Annotated in this window: 20 protein-coding genes; 14 read left to right on the forward strand and 6 right to left on the reverse strand. The window is 40.7% G+C overall.

What is annotated here, in order from left to right:
* The first annotated feature begins 44 nt into the window (after positions 1 to 44).
* From NSS80_RS08755 to NSS80_RS08770, 4 genes are all read left to right on the forward strand, one after another.
* Positions 45 to 1154 carry a hypothetical protein gene (locus NSS80_RS08755; protein WP_252050453.1) on the forward strand — a complete coding sequence of 370 codons (1110 nt, stop codon included), beginning with the start codon at positions 45 to 47 and terminating at the stop codon, positions 1152 to 1154.
* The gene (locus tag NSS80_RS08760; protein WP_254966822.1) at positions 1155 to 1289 is read left to right on the forward strand and encodes a hypothetical protein; all 135 of its coding nucleotides are present in this window, start codon (positions 1155 to 1157) and stop codon (positions 1287 to 1289) included.
* 89 nt (positions 1290 to 1378) lie between these two features.
* Positions 1379 to 3304: a T7SS effector LXG polymorphic toxin gene (locus tag NSS80_RS08765; RefSeq protein ID WP_317222032.1), complete on the forward strand. Its 1926-nt coding sequence runs from the start codon at positions 1379 to 1381 to the stop codon at positions 3302 to 3304.
* A 4-nt stretch (positions 3305 to 3308) separates the two neighbouring features.
* Complete coding sequence (locus tag NSS80_RS08770) at positions 3309 to 3791, forward strand: immunity protein YezG family protein (protein WP_034283363.1); 483 nt, start codon at positions 3309 to 3311, stop codon at positions 3789 to 3791.
* Between the two features lie 65 nt (positions 3792 to 3856).
* On the opposite strand, the gene NSS80_RS08775 is transcribed toward NSS80_RS08770, so the two are convergent.
* Positions 3857 to 4318, reverse strand: coding sequence for a macro domain-containing protein (locus NSS80_RS08775; RefSeq protein WP_041117482.1), 462 nt, complete (start codon positions 4316 to 4318; stop codon positions 3857 to 3859).
* Positions 4319 to 4546: 228 nt separating this feature from the next.
* Here NSS80_RS08775 and NSS80_RS08780 point away from each other — a divergent pair, with 228 nt between their 5' ends.
* Positions 4547 to 5128 carry an undecaprenyl-diphosphatase gene (locus tag NSS80_RS08780; RefSeq protein WP_041117484.1) on the forward strand — a complete coding sequence of 194 codons (582 nt, stop codon included), beginning with the start codon at positions 4547 to 4549 and terminating at the stop codon, positions 5126 to 5128.
* A 53-nt stretch (positions 5129 to 5181) separates the two neighbouring features.
* Here the strand turns inward: NSS80_RS08780 and NSS80_RS08785 are convergent, their stop codons facing one another.
* A complete protein-coding gene (locus NSS80_RS08785; protein ID WP_041117486.1) occupies positions 5182 to 5553 on the reverse strand; it encodes an iron chaperone in 372 nt (123 codons plus the stop codon).
* A 543-nt stretch (positions 5554 to 6096) separates the two neighbouring features.
* Between NSS80_RS08785 and NSS80_RS08790 the strand changes: the two genes are divergently transcribed.
* Positions 6097 to 7209: a tetratricopeptide repeat protein gene (locus NSS80_RS08790; protein WP_034283371.1), complete on the forward strand. Its 1113-nt coding sequence runs from the start codon at positions 6097 to 6099 to the stop codon at positions 7207 to 7209.
* A gap of 729 nt (positions 7210 to 7938) precedes the next feature.
* Here the strand turns inward: NSS80_RS08790 and NSS80_RS08795 are convergent.
* Positions 7939 to 8634, reverse strand: a complete 696-nt coding sequence (locus NSS80_RS08795) for a YoaK family protein (RefSeq protein WP_041117490.1) — start codon at positions 8632 to 8634, stop codon at positions 7939 to 7941.
* 67 nt (positions 8635 to 8701) lie between these two features.
* Positions 8702 to 10534: a DNA ligase D gene (locus NSS80_RS08800; RefSeq protein WP_041117492.1), complete on the reverse strand. Its 1833-nt coding sequence runs from the start codon at positions 10532 to 10534 to the stop codon at positions 8702 to 8704.
* A gap of 115 nt (positions 10535 to 10649) precedes the next feature.
* On the opposite strand from NSS80_RS08800, the gene NSS80_RS08805 reads away from it, so the two are divergent.
* Positions 10650 to 11498 carry a Ku protein gene (locus NSS80_RS08805; RefSeq protein WP_041117494.1) on the forward strand — a complete coding sequence of 283 codons (849 nt, stop codon included), beginning with the start codon at positions 10650 to 10652 and terminating at the stop codon, positions 11496 to 11498.
* Positions 11499 to 11693: 195 nt separating this feature from the next.
* On the opposite strand, the gene NSS80_RS08810 is transcribed toward NSS80_RS08805, so the two are convergent.
* Positions 11694 to 12137 (reverse strand): DUF2188 domain-containing protein, encoded by a 444-nt coding sequence (locus tag NSS80_RS08810; protein ID WP_041117496.1) that lies wholly within the window; start codon positions 12135 to 12137, stop codon positions 11694 to 11696.
* Between the two features lie 160 nt (positions 12138 to 12297).
* Here NSS80_RS08810 and NSS80_RS08815 point away from each other — a divergent pair, with 160 nt between their 5' ends.
* The 7 genes from NSS80_RS08815 (at position 12298) to NSS80_RS08845 (ending at position 18311) form a co-directional block, all read left to right on the forward strand.
* Complete coding sequence (locus tag NSS80_RS08815) at positions 12298 to 12771, forward strand: VOC family protein (RefSeq protein ID WP_052470350.1); 474 nt, start codon at positions 12298 to 12300, stop codon at positions 12769 to 12771.
* A gap of 48 nt (positions 12772 to 12819) precedes the next feature.
* On the forward strand, positions 12820 to 13233 hold the full coding sequence (locus tag NSS80_RS08820; RefSeq protein ID WP_041117498.1) for an Rrf2 family transcriptional regulator: 414 nt from the start codon (positions 12820 to 12822) through the stop codon (positions 13231 to 13233).
* A 101-nt stretch (positions 13234 to 13334) separates the two neighbouring features.
* Positions 13335 to 14186 (forward strand): SDR family oxidoreductase, encoded by an 852-nt coding sequence (locus NSS80_RS08825; RefSeq protein ID WP_041117500.1) that lies wholly within the window; start codon positions 13335 to 13337, stop codon positions 14184 to 14186.
* A 189-nt stretch (positions 14187 to 14375) separates the two neighbouring features.
* Entirely contained in the window at positions 14376 to 15098 is a 723-nt protein-coding gene (locus NSS80_RS08830) for a (Fe-S)-binding protein (RefSeq protein WP_041117501.1), read from the forward strand.
* 15 nt (positions 15099 to 15113) lie between these two features.
* Positions 15114 to 16535, forward strand: coding sequence for a LutB/LldF family L-lactate oxidation iron-sulfur protein (locus tag NSS80_RS08835; RefSeq protein WP_041117503.1), 1422 nt, complete (start codon positions 15114 to 15116; stop codon positions 16533 to 16535).
* Complete coding sequence (locus tag NSS80_RS08840; protein ID WP_041117505.1) at positions 16535 to 17257, forward strand: lactate utilization protein C; 723 nt, start codon at positions 16535 to 16537, stop codon at positions 17255 to 17257. Before NSS80_RS08835 ends, NSS80_RS08840 begins: the two co-directional genes overlap by 1 nt.
* Positions 17258 to 17402: 145 nt before the next feature.
* Positions 17403 to 18311, forward strand: coding sequence for a DMT family transporter (locus tag NSS80_RS08845; protein WP_041117508.1), 909 nt, complete (start codon positions 17403 to 17405; stop codon positions 18309 to 18311).
* 12 nt (positions 18312 to 18323) lie between these two features.
* Here NSS80_RS08845 and NSS80_RS08850 read toward each other — a convergent pair whose 3' ends face one another.
* Entirely contained in the window at positions 18324 to 18515 is a 192-nt protein-coding gene (locus NSS80_RS08850; RefSeq protein ID WP_041117509.1) for a hypothetical protein, read from the reverse strand.
* Between the last annotated feature and the right edge of the window lie 91 nt (positions 18516 to 18606).

The raw sequence follows: 18606 nt of genomic DNA on the forward strand, positions 1-18606 counted from the left end.
CGTGTTAGAATATACAAGGGATTTGTTTTGAAGGGGGTAAAGGGATGACAGAATTAATTGCCTCTCAGGAGGTAGGAAACATGTTAAACACTTGGAATCTTGCCATACAAAAAGGGGATTTGTCGGCAGCTATTGAAATGCAAGATGACATAGACAAGGCAATCGAACAAATGGAAGAAAATCAAGATATTCTTTTGTATTATCAACTATTAAGCTTTAGACTTAAGCTGAAACTTCAGAATATTAGCAAAAACTTAGATAAGCCATTCTTTGAGAGGAATGCACCAGACGAAAAAGAAGAGAAGACAAACAAACTCATGTCCTATTACTTCTATTTCTATAATGGGATCTATCATGACTACTTACAAGATTATGATAAGGCGCTAAGTTATTTCAGAATAGCTGAAAAGAAGTTGGCCTATGTTGATGATGAAATAGAAAAAGCAGAATTTCATTATAAATTAGCTGTTCTATTTTATGATTTGAAAATGACTTTCTTATCTAAATATCATGCTCAAATTGCTTGTGACACATTTAATGCACATGAATCATATATCAAAAGACAAATTAACTGTAGAATGCTGCATGCGCTGAACTTAATTGATCAATTTGAATATGAGAAAGCAAGTGAACTTTTTAACGAAGCAGAGAACATGATCCGAAGTATCAATGATAATCATTTAATTATTCATCTCTATTACAGCATGGGTTTTTTGGAAAGCAAAAGAGAGAATGCTGAGAAAGCATCTGCATTTTTTAGATGCACACTGAGTTATGAAGAAATTGAGAAACAAATGCTATTAAAAATGAGATGTTTATATGAACTAGCCAGAATAGAAGTATCAAATCAAAGCAATGAAGTGATTGAATGGGTTGATCTAGGCATTTCTTTGTCGGAGCAAGTGAACCATCACATTTTTCAAATTAAATTTAAATTGTTAAAAGAACTATTATATGAAACAAATGAAACTCAACAAGCCAATATCAGTAATTTGTGTGCAGAGCTTGAAGAAAGAAGAGTATGGGTTGATTTAGAGGAAATCTTGGTTGATGTGGCGAAATATTTAGAGGAAAAAGGCTTGTTGCAACAATCATTGAAATACTATAAAAGAGCCTTACATGCAAGTCAATTTGTAGGAAAAGGAGTGAATTAAATGAAAAAGTCTTTTTTTATTCCATTATCAATAGCTGTGGTAGCATTAGGTACACTTTTCTTTACAAATGGTTTCATTCAACCTCAACATGATGATGTCCAAACCGTCGCATCAAGAGGGAGCTCTGGAGGATAATTGGTTAAAAAACGATAAAGTGGATTAAAGTGTAAGACTCCTTATGGTATTCTAGTAAAAGAATACGCCATAAAAGGAGTCTTTTTTATATGAAAATATTAGATGCTCCATCTTTACTGTCAGCTGTCGAACAAAGGTCAAAAGCCTATCAGGAGCTTCGAGACGAAATGCAGCATGTGAAAAAAGCATTAAAAAGTGTGTCGGGATTAGGTGAAGAATTTACTGGAAAAGGTGCAGACAATATCAAAGCCTTTTATGAGGATCTTGCGCTTTACACGGACACTTATCTTGACTTTATTGATATGCAAAAAGCGTTTTTAGATGGGGTAAAAGGAAAGCTTGATGATGAATCGTTAGGCGGAAGTACATTTATTGATGAGCATTTCTTAGACGTTCAACTGAAACAAGGGATTCAGAATAATAAAGATATGGTCAAGGAACAAAAAGAAGCCCTATCCACTATTTTTGATGACATTAGTGATCTCATAGAACTGAATGTATTTTCAAGTAAAGAGGTCAATGAACATTTAGATGATGCGAATAAAAATAGAAAAGAGGCAATTGATGCTGTACATAAATTAGATCATACCCTAAAAACAGAGTACGAAAAATCAGAAGCGATTGAGAAACATCTTGCAACCTTTTATGCAAAAATGATGGCTGCTACAGGAAAAGGGAAAAATGCGCAGCCCATGTATTACGATTCAAAAGCATTTCATGAGACAGATGTGTACAAGAATCATGATAAAATCGATGCACAGGTGAAAGCATATTTAAAGGTGAAAAAAGAAGAAAAAGAGAAACGAAGAATCAAAGAATTGAAAGAAAAACTCAACGATCCTTCGTGTATATCAGAGGAAAAATACTTTGAGATTGTAGACGAAATTGGATATGAAAACCTTTCTTACGATCAAAAAATGTATTACAGCCAGCTTCTCCAGATCAAAGCGCAGGAAGAAGCATCAGAGGGGTTCGTTGATGTTGTAAAAGGTGCAGCAGTTGGTCTATATGATGTGGCCAAAGATACAGTGACCGGAATATATGATCTTGTGACAGACCCTGGTGGTGCCGTTGAATCGGTCGTAACGGCTGTTTCTCATCCAATTGAAACGTCGAAAGCGATTGGAAAGTCGATTTCAGACTCATTCCAAAAAGAAGTCATCGATGGTGATGCATATTCTCGATCACACTGGTTCGCCTATGCGACTGGCTCTCTAGCAGAAATCGTCTTTGGTTCTAAAGGGGCAGGTGCCATCACAAAAACGGGGACAACAGCGGCCAAAACAACGGTGAAGAAAGGACTTGAACAAGGAGCAAAATCATTAGACAGAGTCTCTATTCCGAATCTATTGCCATACTCACCAAAGTTTCAAATGGCTGGCGGCCCGAAGCTGCCGTATAACGTGTTTGACGGAGAAAATCTCAAAAATAAACTCCTCTCTATGGCGAAGCGTCTAGACAACAATTCAGGATACGGCATCTCTAAGACAGGCAGACGCTTACCAGCACCAAAATCACCACCAACCGTTGTTAGCTACGGAGATCACTATGTGAGATGGAAACGGAAGAAAGTATTAAAACCGAATGTCGTTTATTCAACAAAGCAAGGCTACACCTACACAACCGATCACTACGGAAGAATTGTCAAAGTCGAAGCAAGTGATTTAAAATACGGAGAGGTCAAAAGAAACCAATATGCCCAATCCAATTCAGGAAAGCCGGATCGATTATCAAAAGATGACGGAGGTCACTTGATTGCCTCTATTTTTAAAGGGTCTGGGGATATTGATAACCTTGTTCCGATGAGTTCACAGATTAATAGAAGTGGCGGGAAATGGTATGAGATGGAGCAACGGTGGTTGAAAGCTTTGAAAACCGATCCACCTAAAACTGTGACTGTTTCAATAAAAGCATTTTATGAATCCGATTCGTTAAGACCATCTGAATTCCTAGTCAAATACAAGATAGACGGAAGAGTTTATACAGACACAATATATAACAGACCAGGAGGATGAACAAATGGAAACAAAAGAGATGGAAAGCTTATATAGAGAAATAGCCAGAAATTTAAATGAAATGATTCCAGTGGAGTGGGATACAATTTGGATGTATGCAGAAATGTTAGATGACTCTGCATCTGCTCTCTTTTATTTTACGGTTCCTAATAAAGAGGAATATTTTTATTCACACAATATCCCAGATCAATATCAGGTTAGTGAAGACATATATGATAGCCTGTTGATTAACTTACAAAGAAAGCTAAGACAGTTGAGGGAAGAGTATACTAAAGAACAATCAGATAAATGGACAACTGTAAAAATGAAATTGACTTATTCAGGAAAAATGTCAACAGATTTTGGTTACGATGATGTATTTTCTTTAGGTATTGACAATATACAGAGAATAGCAGTTTGGGAATATGAAACGTTCGGATTTTTACCCGACGATGAAGAAGATAAAGAAGCCGTATTAAATTATATAAAAAATAAAGACGATAACTAACGCACAATACCCTCCGAATAAAGGAGGGTATTTGTCATATATGTTTCATAAAAGCCTCATTTCCATTATTTAAACCGATAAATCGTCACCTCACAATCACCCAGTACCTCTTCAATCATCTCTTCCACAACCGTCCAATCGCCGCCAGCCAATCCGCAGCCGATCCCGTATGGAATGGCGATGGACGTTTGGTTTTTCTCTTCAGGTGATTGTGTCACTGTATCCTTTAGGTGTTGAAAGCAGCTGCGTAAGGCATCGTAGTCTGTTTGCTTTCTTGTTCTTCCGTATCCAGCTTGGGCAAATAAGTTGGCAATTGTTTTTCCGTCTTTTGTTGTGATAAGTTGAACGGAGCTTAACAAGTCATCTCCTTGTTCTGTACATAACTGTTTATAATCTTTGAACACATTCGGATATTTGCTTTTGATTTGTTTCGCTAATCCAGCGCCCATGACTCCTTTACAGTTCACTTGGTGACAAATGATGTCTTCGCTTGCCTCTAATATATTGCCGTCTACCGTTTTGATCATATGCAGTAACCCCTTTTTGATAAAATGTAAACATATGTTCTATTATAGCAGTTTTGTTTCTATGATTTAATAGCCTTTGATGAGTTTTTAGTTAGTACACGATGTTCAGGTGACAGCAAAGTGACAAACATGTCATATGATTCCATGGTTTGTTCGTTCGATCGATGGAGGCAGACATCTCATTTCAATTATCTTTATCATAAATCAAGTAAAAAGGGATGAAATGAGATGCGGGGACTTAATGAAGATTTATTTAGGCGGGTGAATGAGCTCAGTATCGATCATGGTTACTTGAATCCAATATTTATTGGACTAGCTGAATATACAGTGCTGCTGGCAGCGCTCGTGTGTCTGTTCGTATGGTTTCAAAATCGCAGCAGGTACAATAGGGCGATGGTCGTATCTGCCGGAGTGACCTTCATATTGGCAGAGTTACTTTGGAAAATCGCAGGGCTCCTTTATTTCAATCAGCAGCCCTTTGCAGAAATGAGCCACGTCAATCTTTTGATTCAAAAGGAAGTGAATAACTCGTTTCCAAGTGATCATACCATCTTTATTTTTTCGATTTGCGTGATCTTTTGGCTGTTTCACAAACGCCATATGTATTGGCTGATCATTGCGTGTGCTGTTGGTTTTTCAAGGATTTGGGTAGGTGTTCATTATCCATTTGATGTCTTGGCAGGAGCTGCTATAGCGTGTTTAACAGCCGCCGCCGTTGTATATGTGCCGCTATGCCAAAAGAGCGTTGATGCCCTTTTGTCATGCTATGAATGGCTTGAACAAAAATTGGTAGGGAAGAGAACAAAATAACATTGTTGCAGCAAAATACCCCGATCTGTTTATGGCTCAGATCGGGGTGCTTTTTATTTTCGCCAAAACGTTGAACAATCCGCTTTGTCTTCGATATTAAATTCGATGATTTTTTTTAGGAGAGGATAATCAACTTGCAAGCTTTCTTTCATGCGAAACAGATTTTTCCCATGATCGTACCCAGCTTGTACAATGTCAGCTGAAAATTGATCAATTCCTTTTGCTTCTGGTGCGACAGAAATGTGATGTTTTGCCACGCTAAACCCAATAATAAATGTGCCGTGATCTGTGAACATGGGCTGATTCCAAGCAATTCTTGGCTCTAATTGAGGGAATGTGTCTTCTATCCATTGTAAGATGTCTTGAGTGCGCTGCTTCAGCTCTGGGTTACCGATTTTGCTGATATATTCTTCAAACACATGCATGATATTTTATCCTCCCAATCCATCTACCTCATAAGCCTCAGACGGGATTCGAACCCGCACTCCTTTCGTAAGCATAGGCTAGGGGCAACACGCTTCCCTACGGAATTTCACCGACAGGAATTTCACCTGTCTCAGCTCATGTGCTTTTCGGTGCTTCTGAAACCCTTGCCTTGCGACCCGCCAGCTACAATTTGTTTTACGGCGCTCTTCCCTTCTAGAGCTACTGAGGCGTGTAAGTGATTGATCATATTATATAAAGAAATTGGATAAATGAAAAGCTGCTATGAACCATCATAAGATTAGAAAACCTCGACATTGGGCTTTTTTCATTTCATCTCGAGATGTTTATTTTAAAAAAAGGCGGAATTTTTTCGCAAATATCGTTGACTAGGAGAAAGAAACGCACTTTCAATGGAAACGGTTGTTGAAGATTCAAGTGATTCATATTAAAATGATGTCAAATGGACTAATTAGCAATTGCTAATAGAAGTTCCATATTTAGTGAATTCATGTGTTTTAGCTGAAGGTGATTGGGGGTGTAGAATGAGCAAAGTTCCTGTTGCGGAATTGGCATCACTATTAAATGACTGGAACATGGAAATCAAAAAAGATCATGCAGATGAGGCAGAACGGTTATTTGCCAAAGCGAAACAAGCGGTAGAGGAAATTGACGATGCGGATATCCTCATATACTATTCTCTTCTTGAGAAGAGGCATCACATTCTGATGTACAATTTAAGAGGGCAAAAGGGCAATGTTTCAACGAAAAGCATAGAGGGTCATTATGGAAAAAAAGAAGATGACCTGTCTAACCGTCTTGCCTATTATTTTGATTTTTATGAGGGTGTGTATGAGCAGCATCAAGGTAATTATGAGGTTGCATTGCAGATGTATCAAAGTGCTGAAAAGCTCTTAGATAAAATTCCAAGTGAGATCGAACGTGCTGATTTCGATTTTAAAGTGGCATGGCTTTATTACCGGCTCAGTCATATTATGCTCTCACTAAGCTATATCCGCAGAGCGCTCCACGTCTATAAGCGGCACAAGCAATATGAAAGAAGAACGGCCCTTTCATACTCTCTTATAGCAGCGAATCTAACAGAGATCGGCCGGTATGAAGAGGCGCTTGAGAATTATCGTCTGGCAGAAAAAGTTTTGACAAGCGAGCAGGATGATTTTATGCTGGCTCAGCTTCATCACAATGTGGCCATTTTATATTCATTTTGGAATAAACCGAAGGAATCGATACGTCATCTTGAAAAAGCACTGTCTCATCAAGAGTATTATGATTCAGATTTCTTTTTCCATTCTACGTATCTGATCAGCCGAGAACTCTGTGTGATTGGTGAAAAGCAGCGTGCAAGCCAATATATAGAGGCTGCATATGCCAGAATGAAAGATGCTTCTCATGAAGTGTTTCAGCTAAAAATAGGCATCGTACATGATCTTTACTTAACGCATGCACCGCAAAGATTTCAGCAAATTGATGAGAAATTAAGAAAGTTAGAAGAGAAGAATGAATATCATGAAGTAAAAGAGCTATCACAATTTGCAGCAAAATATTGTGAAAAGCAAGCACTTTATGAGCAGTCTGTTTTTTACTTGAACAAAAGTTTAGAAGCGGATTTACATATGAAAAGAATGGGGTTGATTTAAGATGAAAACAGGATTAAAAGTATTATTCGTTGTAGGTTTAGCGGTCGCTGCGACTGTTCTGACGCAAAACGTTACAGGTTCTTTCGAAGTTGCAGAAAAAATCATTGGTGGTTAATACCATTTATCTCTCGCCCTTGTTGATATCGTCAGCAAGGGTTTTTTGTGTTTTAATAGGCTCTTCTTATTAAACGCTGCAAGAACGTTTAATAAGAAGAATTCGCAACAAAGGGGGTGTGCAAATTTATTACCTGCTCCATTATTCTAAATAAACATAGGGCAGAGCAACAAGTTAAAAAGGTCACTTTTCTTTGCTTAATTTAATTTTTTGCAGGACTTTTCATTCAAATTTTATCAAATTGGTCTAATGTACATAGAAGGAAAAGAAAAAGCAGGGGCACCGCCCCATTTGTCATGCATATGATGAGATAAGGTCTGATTCGAAGGCAGGTGATTGTATGTATCCACGGGTTTATGGTGGTTTTCATGGAGGCGGATTTACAGGAGGAGGAGCACATATTGGGCCGGTTGGTTCCCATATCGGCTTTGGCGGGTCTTATTTGAGCCCTGGTGTGTTCTCTGGCTTGGGAGGTTTTCCTGGGTACGGGGGATTCGGGACATTTTCTGGATATCCGTATGGTTCTACGTTCATCATGGGACGTCCTCCTGGTTTTTATGTGAGGAGTTATTAGTGTAAGAGCACAATAATTGAAATAGCCATCTAAAGATAGGCTATTTCAATTGGTGAAAGTGCTTCAATCCAGCAGTTATCACAATGACCCCTAGGATGATGATAGGCAGCCAGATGATGATAAATGGATCGTAACGATCTGTATATGCAGCAATAGCTGCACCTAGGCAGTAGAAGACAATAGAGCCTATTCGCATCAAGCTTACAAGCTGGATAGGGGCCTTTCTTTTTTCCCGGTATGATATACGCTGAGCTGCATCTTCAAATAGGTTAGCAAGTGTACTCGTGAGAACGGTTGTGGAAATGCCAGCAACATTCAATTTACGAGCGGCTGCTGTCTGCATACCCATAGCCATACTTAAAAGGATGATCAGCATAAAGTAAGCACCTTGTGTATAAGGGAAAACGGTCATGAGAGCAAATAGAAGCAAAATCATCAATTCGATGATAAAAATGCGTGTAACGGCTTTTGGCCAAAACGTTTTCTCATGCTTTCCGCCTATCACAACTGCAAGTAAAACCCCTAAAACGAACCCACTTAGAGCAATGATAGAATGAAGGGCTGTTAGCTGCAAGGAGCTTCCTGCTGCAATGCCAAGCAGCACAATATTACCTGTCATATTGGCTGTAAACACATGCCCTAGGCTTAAATAGCCAATCACATCCACAATTCCTGCGGAAAGACATAAGAAAACCAAAGCTGTATTTCGAAATGAATGTGCGGTCAAAATAGTCATTCCTTTCTTCCTCTCTAATGAATAAGTGTAACGCTTTATGACCGCGAATGTCCATCTGATGAGATGGTCACATGTGTGCAAGCTGATGTAAGACTTGTCTAAAAGTATCATCATTCACAAGGTGCCTCATGCGGCGGAACGGATCGCCCTTTTCCTTTAAACGCTCTATAACAGCCGGCATCGTAAAAAGAGAAGGATGAAGCTCATCATGATAGAGTTCGTCCCATTCAAGCGGTGTCGCAACAAGTCCAAGCTCATTTCCTCTTGGGGAATATGGAGCGATGATTGTTTTCCCAGCATCATGCTGAATGTAGTCTAAATACAAGCGATTGCCGCGGTTTTTCTTAAGACGTTCCAGAGTAAAAAGATCCGGTGCTTGCTCACATAAAAATTGGCATATAAACGCGGTGAATTGTCTTGTTTCTTCGTATGTGAAGGCGTTTTTCTTTAAAGGAATATAGACTTGAAGCCCTTTACCTCCGCTTGTTTTAATAAAGGCTGTGAGGAAAAGCCCGTCTAAAAGCGCTTTGATTCGTTTAGCAGCTTCTATGGCTAGATGAAACTCATTTACAGATGGCGGGTCCAGATCAAAGACGATTTCTGTCGGCCGATTCGTATCTCTTGTTTCAAAAGGGATATGAAATTCCATCGCCAGCTGGTTGCCAAGCCAAAGAAGCGTACGAGGATCATTACAGACCGTATAAGAAATATCATCAACTTCATCTGTTAAAACAAAATCCGGCGCATAATCAGGTGTCGTCTTTTGATAAAAGAATTCGTCTCCAGTGCCGTGCGGATACCGAATTAAAGTAAGACGCCTTTCACGTAAAAAGGGCAAAAGGTAGGGAGCCGCTTGTCTTAAATAAAGTAAGTAATCTGCCTTGTTTAGTTGAAGAGCCGGGACAATCGGTTTCTCAGGGTGAGTGACTTCTATAGCAGCAGGGAGTGGATACAGCTGTTTGAGCATGTGCTGAAATGTACATGCTGCTGGATCAGCATCTAGTAAAAAGGAAGAAAAACGCGGCTCTCTTAACGCCGATCCATCAAAGGATATACAAGCAATGCTGGCAACGATAGAAGGGGGGATTTCGTATAATGATCCTCCTGTTAACTGGCCTTTTGTCTGAAATAGCGTACGCAGCGTTTGTTCTTCTTCATTAGAAAATCCATGCTTGAATTGGACAACCTCGATGAGTGTCGAATCTTGATAAATGGAACCTTGGAAATAGCCATTTTCTTTGTCAAAACGGGTGACAATGACAGAGACATACCGCCAGTTTTTCATTTTCAGCCATTCTTTTGAACGAGTATTGTCATGCCATTTACTCATCTTTTTTTTCGCTACTAGTCCTTCTGCTAAATACATCGTCATCACGTTTTTCATGTATTCAGAGTCTGGATCTGTATGAATGACCTGCAAAAGGGAAGGGTGCTTAAGCTGAACTGATGAGGGGAGCTTTGCTTCTTGGAATAATTGCTGCAGCTGATTTTTTCTTTCCATCAACGGTGAATCAACGATAGGTTTCCCTTTGCAGCTTAATAGATCGAATGCAATAAAATGACATGGAAATCGTTCAGCCTGTCTTTGGATGGCTTCTTTGTTTTTCAGCCTGCCTCTTTGCTGAACCTTCGCAAACTCGCTTTGCTGTTCACTCAGTAAAAAGACCAATTCTCCGTCAAGCGTCAGCGGTAAATAAGGAGCAAATTGGTCTCTTAATTGTTCGCACTGATCCATCACTTCAGGAAATTGCTTATTCAGCTGTTTTCCGGTCCTGCTTTCTAAACGAATCTCGTCTTCTTCCCATACAAGAATAGCCCGAAAGCCATCATATTTTAATTCATATACCCAGTCTGCACCGGCAGGTATATCATGTGCAGGTGTTAATCGCATAGGTTTCATTGTGCATGTCACTTCCTTATATCGTGTGTTCTTAGAGTGGGATGAAATTTTCAATCACATACATAAGTCTGATGAAAACATTACATAGTAAGGAGAAAAGAACGGAGGAAGCGCGATGCATACAGTATGGAAAGGCGGCATTAGTTTCGGATTGGTCAATATTCCAGTCAAGCTGTTTACCGCTACAGAGAACAAAGACATTAAATTAAGACAGCTGCATAAAGAGTGTCACACGCCCATTAACTACAAGAAAGTATGTGCCAATTGCGGTGAAGAAGTAGCGCCGGAACAAATCGTCAAGGCGTATGAATATGCGAAAAATAAATTTATTGAATTGGACGATGAAGAGCTGGAAAAACTGCGAAAAGAAAATGAAGAAAAAGCCGTAGAAATCATTGATTTTGTGAAGATTGAAGAGATTGATCCCATCTATTATGAAAGAAGTTACTTCTTATCACCGGATACTGGCGGAGCGAAGGCTTATTCATTATTAAGAAAAGCTTTAGAGGAATCGGGGAAAATTGGTGTCGCAAAGATTATGATCCGCTCAAAGGAACAATTAGCAATCGTTAGGTGCTATGAACATATTTTGCTGATGGAGACCATTCATTTCCCTGATGAAATTAGACAAGTATCAGATGTACCGAATATTCCCCAAGAGGAGAACATTGTAAAGAAAGAGTTAGATACAGCGCTCCTTTTAATCGAGCAGCTGACCACGACATTCGATCCAGCGGCATATCAAGATGAATACAGAGAACAGCTGATGAATTTAATTGGCGATAAAATATCTGGAGAACATACCGTTCAGCCGGAAACGACAGGCAAAAAAGATCCTGCAGCCAATGTGACAGATTTAATGGCCGCACTACAGGCTTCGATCGACCGATCAAAACCAGCCAAACCGAAAAAAGCAGCACCTAAGAAAAGAAAAACACCAGCCAAAAAAGAAAAGAATGCATAAAAAAGACCGTTGACAAAAGGCTAAAATGATCTTTATTTTAGCCTTTTGTTTTCATTCAGCGTGATAGAAAACCTTTGCAGTCTAGGAAGGACGAGTACCGGAGTGGAACGAATTTGACATTCGTGAGCACCGGAGCGCAGACCTGACAAAGAATGCGAGGGTTTGTCTACACGCTAAGACCGCTGACGAGCGGTCTTATTGCGGCTTTAACACATCCTGGATCGTCCCATCTTTTCGATGAATGACAACGGATGTTCCTTTATTAGCTGAAATCTCCTTTGCCCGGTCAATTGCTTCTTGTTTTGTTTCTTTGACCTCACTTGCTCGTTTCGCTTTCTCTGTTTGAACCGCCCAGCCTTCCTCGTGTTTCACAACATGCTGCGCCTGATCCATGAGCTCTGGTCTTGCGGAGCTGCTGTTCTCAGAAGGTTTGACAGAACCATGAGAGGAGAAATTTTCTACCTCTTTCTCCGTTGCGTTCTTTTTCCACTCTTTCGCTTGACTGATTGCAATTGGAATGGCTCTATTTTCCTCATAGCCTTCCTGAATCATTTTATTGGCAATCTCAAGCGCTTTTTTTCGAATGACGTTGTCTAATGATTGAAATGAAGCTGGATAATCGTTCATCGTCCAAGGCATAAGAAACGCTCCTTTCTTTTATTTGAACACCTTCCCCCATCTGTAATGGATCAAACATACAAGTTCTCTCAAACCAATGATGGGGATAAAATACATCGTTTTGCTGAGGCAGAATCTCATCAATTCCCGCAGAATAGAAGGTAGAAAAGGAGTGATTTTGATGATGATGAAAGGTTTGTATGAAGCACATTTACCTGTGAGTGACTTGAGGGCATCTATTGCGTTTTATGAAAAATTGGAATTGACACTTGCTCATGAAAATGAACGAGTTGCTTTTTTATGGATTGAGAAAGGAAAGAGCTGGCTTGGCATATGGAAGGCTGATATGTCCACTATTCCATATCATCCAGCGACTCGACATGTTGCCTTCCAAATTAAAACATCCAGTATTGGACAGATCAAAGAATGGCTAATAGAAAAAGGGATCGACATTCATCCTATGTTTGGCTTTTCGGATGAGCAGCAGCCTTTAGTTCTCGATAATCCGCCACAATTTCATGCCGCCATTTATTTTCTTGATCCCGATGGGAATCTGCTTGAATGTATCGCACCACTAGAAATCGATGCATCAGAACAGCATGAGATGATGACATTTGAAGATTGGGATCGAAAGAAAAATCCGTTTATTGATTGACAAAATCACTCATTGTAACTATAGTGATTACAACGGTGGTGAAAGATTGTGAAACAAATTAGCAGGAGGTATCCGATTGCTGTTCATATTGTGTCATTTATTGCAGGTGTTCCAAAAGAGTGTACAGGTGATTTTATTGCAGAGAGCGTGAATTCAAATCCTGCCATTGTTCGAAAAATGATGGCAATGCTCAAACGGGCGGGTCTCATTGAAATTCGCCGCGGAGTAGGCGGTGCTTATTTAAAAAGACCGGCTGAGGACATCACACTCTTAGATGTGTACCGTGCTGTGGATGTAAGCGAGGATGAAGAATTATTTAACTTTCATCAGCCCGTCATCGCATGCCCGATTGGTCAAGCGATGGATACGAGACTGCGGCATGAACTAAAAGAAGCACAAGCTGCACTTGAGAATCACCTAAAGCAAGTGACAATTCAGCAATTATTAACAGAGGCGGAATAAAAAAGCTCGTACACTAGAGCTTTTTTTACACCTATGTTGTAACCATTTTGATTATAACGAATACACATCACCGTTGAACGAAAAATGAGGAGGTCAAACAAATGAAATTATTAGTAACAGGTGCAACAGGACAACTTGGGACGCTCGTCGTCAAGCATTTGCTCACAAAAGTACCGGCTGAACAAATTGCAGTCAGTGTTCGAAATCCGCAAAAAGCAGCACATTTGAAGGATGCTGGGGTGGATGTACGCCGTGGAGATTTCACTCAGCCAGAAACCCTGACATCAGCATTTGAAGGCATTGACCGTCTGTTGATCATTTCAACAGCGGATGGTGACCGCGTCGAGCAGCATAAAGCAGCAATTGAAGCGGCGAAAGCAGCAAATGTGAGGTTTATTGCTTATACAAGTGTTGTCAATGCAAGAGAGAGTCAGCTTGTCCTTGCACATGACCACGCAAAAACAGAAGAAGCCATTGTGGCCTCTGGCATTCCTCATGTATTTTTAAGAAACAACTGGTATGTTGAAAACGAAAAAGATACGATTCTGGCGTCAGTCAGCGGCGCACCATTTTTAAGCCCTATTGGCGAAGGAAAGGTTGGCTGGGCAACAAGAAATGACTACGCAGAAGCGGCAGCAAATGCGTTAACACTTGCCGTACATGATCAGGAGATATATGAACTGTCAGGACCGCTTCGGACGCATAGTGAACTTGCACAAATTGTTAGTAAGGTGAGTGGAAAAGAAATCAAAGTAGAAAAAATAGATGTAGACACATTTGGAGACTTTTTAGCTTCAAATGGTGTACCAAAAGAAGCAGTGCCATTTGTCAAAGCCATTCAAAGCGGCATACGCGATGGTGCTTTAGCCATCGAAAGCCAAGATTTCGAAACATTACTAGGCCGGCCGTTAACACCTATTGAAGAGAGAATCCGTGAATTGATTTCAGAATAAACAACAAAAACGCCCTATGAAAAGGGCGTTTTTTCATTTAGTCACACGAATCATAAGGACAAATTTTAGACAAATCACTTCGTTGAAATTTCAGAAATTTGGGATTAAAATGAAATTAGGGTCTGTTATTTAGTCATCAGATGACCAGAATGATGAATCAAAATGCAGCAATAGAAGGGAAGTTCGACGATGAAAGTCCATTTATTCGTTACTTGTTTAATTGACACGATGCAGCCAAATGTAGGAAAGGCGACAGTGGAAGTATTGGAAAGACTCGGTGTTGAAGTGGAATTTCCAGAAACACAAGTGTGCTGCGGGCAGCCAGCCTTTAACAGCGGCTATACAAAAGAGGCAATCAAAGCAGCGAAAAACATGATCAAAGCCTTTGAATCAGCTGAATATGTTGTGACACCATCAGGTTCGTGCAAGGCGATGTTTTTAGAATATCCTCATCTTTTAAGAGAAGACCGAGTGTGGTCGGCCAAGGCTGAGGCACTTGCCGCAAAAACATATGAATTAACAGAATTTATTGTTGATATATTACACGTGACAGATGTAGGCGCGAGCCTGAAAGGAAACGCAACCTATCACACCTCTTGTCATATGACGAGACTGCTGCGCATTAAGGAGGCGCCTTATACACTGTTGTCAAATGTCAAAGATTTGACGATGAAACCATTGCCCCGCGCAGAAAATTGCTGCGGATTTGGAGGAACCTTTTCAGTGAAAATGACCCCTATTTCTGAGCAGATGGTTGATGAAAAAGTACAAAGCATAGAGGAGACAGGCGCCGAATATATCATTGGTGCTGACTGCGGGTGTCTGCTGAACATTGGCGGGAGGCTGAACCGTCTTGATAAACCCATTCAGGTCATGCACATCGCAGAAGTATTAAACAGCCGCGGACTTTAAGAGGGGGAACGGCACATGAGTATGAAAATTGGAGAAAAGGCCTTTAAAGAACGGATCGGGGATGGCTTAGAAGACGCTGTCATGAGAGGAGCTGTTTCCTCTGCGCAGGAACGCCTGTATGAAAGGCGGCTATCTGCGAGCGAAGAACTTGGCAATTGGGAAAAGTGGCGTGAGCTTGGCGAGGAAATCAGGCAGCATACGCTGACGCATCTTGATGATTACTTATATCAATTAAGTGAAAGTGTAAGTGCACGCGGAGGCCATGTCTTTTTTGCGAAAACAAAGGAAGAGGCATCAGCATATATTCAAGACGTGGCACAGAAAAAAGCAGCCAAAAAGGTCGTCAAATCAAAATCAATGGTCACAGAAGAAATCGAGATGAATCAAGCGCTTGAAGAGATCGGCTGCGAGGTAGTCGAAAGCGATCTTGGTGAATATATTCTGCAAGTGGATGACCATGAACCGCCTTCACATATTGTGGCACCCGCCCTTCATATGACGAAAGAACAAATACGGGAAGTATTTCATGAAAGGCTTGGGTATGAGATGTCAGACACACCTGAAGAAATGACGAGTTTTGTGAGAGCCATCTTGCGTGAAAAATTCCTCGAAGCTGATATTGGTGTGACCGGCTGTAATTTTGCAGTGGCCAACACAGGGTCCATCTGCCTTGTGACAAATGAAGGGAATGCAGATCTTGTCACGGCTATACCGAAGACGCATATTGCCGTTATGGGAATGGAGCGGCTTGTTCCAACAATGGAGGAACTGGATGTCCTTGTGGGTCTTTTGTGCAGGAGCGCAGTCGGTCAAAAATTAACTAGTTATATTTCTGTCGTGGGACCAAAAGGAGAAGGAGAAGTAGATGGACCAGAAGAATTTCACTTGGTCATTGTGGACAATGGGCGGTCAAATATATTAGGAACGGCCTTTCAGCCTGTTCTCCAATGTATCCGGTGCGCAGCCTGCATCAATGTATGCCCGGTTTACCGGCATGTTGGCGGACATTCGTACGGTTCGATTTATCCGGGGCCAATCGGAGCTGTTCTTTCGCCGCTTCTTGGCGGCTATGATGACTATAAAGAGCTCCCCTTTGCATCAAGTCTGTGCGCAGCCTGCACGGATGCTTGTCCAGTGAAGATTCCGCTTCACGAGTTATTGATTAAACATAGACAGGTGATCGTAGAAAAAGAGGGCAGAGCGCCTAAAGCTGAAATGATGGCGATGAAAATGTTTGGTATGGGGGCATCGTCTCCCGGAATGTATCAATTTGGAACAAAAGCAGCCCCTGCGCTCTTGAATCGTATGGCTTCAAACGGACAAATTTCAAAAGGAATAGGCCCTTTAAAGAATTGGACAGATATTCGTGACCTGCCAGTTCCAAGTAAAGAAAGATTCAGGGATTGGTTTAAAAAGAGACAAAAGGAGGAGAAGTGATGAAGGGGACCATATCTCACCGAGAGTCGTTTCTATCTCATATCCAGCAGCAATTAGGCAAAAACTCCTCCCCAACTGCATCAATTCAGCGTCCGGAATGGAGGCATCAAGTCCAGTGGGAAACAAACGGAAGTTTGTCTAAAGAAGAGCTAGTCGAGCAATTGAAAAAGCAATGTCAGCAAATTCACACAAGAGTGGTCGAAACAACACCGGAGGAAGCGCCCTCTGTATTACGATTATTGATGACAGAATATGGTGAGGGCTCTGTAATGACATCGCGTGATCGACGTTTTGAACAATATGGTTTCCGCCCTATGTTTGACAGCTTGCAACAGGAAGGAATGTCCATCACCTGCTGGAATACAGATGCATCAAGAGAAGATAACTTAAGGCAGGCAGAACAAGCGAAATATGCAGTTGTGTTCAGTGATTATGCCCTTGCAGAATCAGGTACAGTTGTTCTTTCATCCCACCAAGGTCAAGGAAGAGCGCTGCATTTTTTACCGATGATGTATATCGTGTGTATAGAGAAAAGCTCAATTGTTCCGCGAATGATTCAGGCTGTTTCGGCTCTCAATCGCTCAGTAGAAGAGGGGGAGCAGGCGAAAGGCGCCATCCATTTCATATCAGGTCCAAGTAATTCTGCCGATATTGAAATGAATTTAGTGGTGGGGGTTCATGGCCCAGTTCAGGCCGTTTATCTGTTAATAGATGATGAATGAAGGCTTTCGTCATGAAAGCTTTTTTTCATCCAGAAAGCTCGCGCCAGTTTTAAAAAATCATCTTGCCACTAGGTGAATGGACATAGTAAGATGACGACATACAAGATGAACTGCTCATCTACTGCTGATGTAAAGGAAGCTGCTAATGGAAATGAAGACAACTGCTCAAACGAAATCAATTGCACTACCGCTTGTGATTTCAATTATTGCCATTTCGTTTTCTGCAATTATTGTGAAATGGTCAAATGCACCTGCTGCTATTTTAAGTATGTATCGAATGATCTTTGCGGCGGCTCTCATGCTGCCGTTTATCCTGCCAAGAAAAAAAGAATTTCTCTCAATAAAACGCGGAGACTGGTTTTTCTTATGTATGTCAGGCTTCTTTTTAGGACTCCATTTTGTGTTGTGGTTTGGCTCACTGAAGCTGACGACAGTGGCAAGCTCTACCATTATTATCGCCCTTCAGCCGATGGTGTCCTTATTAGGCGGATTCCTCATTTTCCGTGAACGAACAACAATGTCTGCTCTATTGACGATGTGTGCGGCGATTGTTGGTGCCCTCATGATAGGCTGGGGAGATATTGGTCATAGCAAGGAAGCCATCTTAGGAGATATTTTATCCTTTTTGAGTGTGATCGCTGTTGTTTGTTATTTGTTAATAGGACAACAGGCTGTAAGAAAAATATCTCATTGGATTTATAGTTTTTGTGTATTTGGTTTTGCCGGTCTTTTTTTAATTTTATTTAATCTGCTTCAGAAAACCCCTTTCACAGGCTATCCGGGTAAAGAGTGGGGAATCTTTTTATTGCTCGCCATCATTCCCACCATGTCTCATGTCATTAATAATTGGCTTTTAACCTATGTGAATGCGACAACCATTTCAATGAGTATTCTTGGTGAACCTGTTGGGGCAACGATCCTTGCTGTATGGCTGCTTGGAGAGAAAGTTACACTGCTTCAAATGCTTGGCGGTCTGCTTGTTCTTTTAGGCGTCTTCTTCTTTTTGATGCAGCAGCGTCAAGGAATCGTGATGAAAACAAAAAAATCCGGTTAACGCCCGGATTTTTTACTCTTTTAAATCGTTTTTTTCAATCACTTTGTTTAATCTTGCCTCGATTTTTTTCAATTCCATTCGTTTTCTTCTGATCATGCGAAACGCGATGACAATGATTGTCACAATAAAGGCAATGAATAGAAGAGAGAACATTTGAAATAGAAGATCTCCCATGTTGAATGCCATATTCTCGCCATTAGGCATGCTTAAAACCTCCTTTTCTATCTATATATTACCATAATCAATAAAAGATTGAGATTTATCCATAATTTATCTATAATAGGTAAAATATCAC

Origin of the sequence: Bacillus sp. FSL M8-0350, from assembly GCF_038593345.1 — a bacterium.
Classification (GTDB): Bacteria; Bacillota; Bacilli; order Bacillales; family Bacillaceae; genus Bacillus; species Bacillus safensis.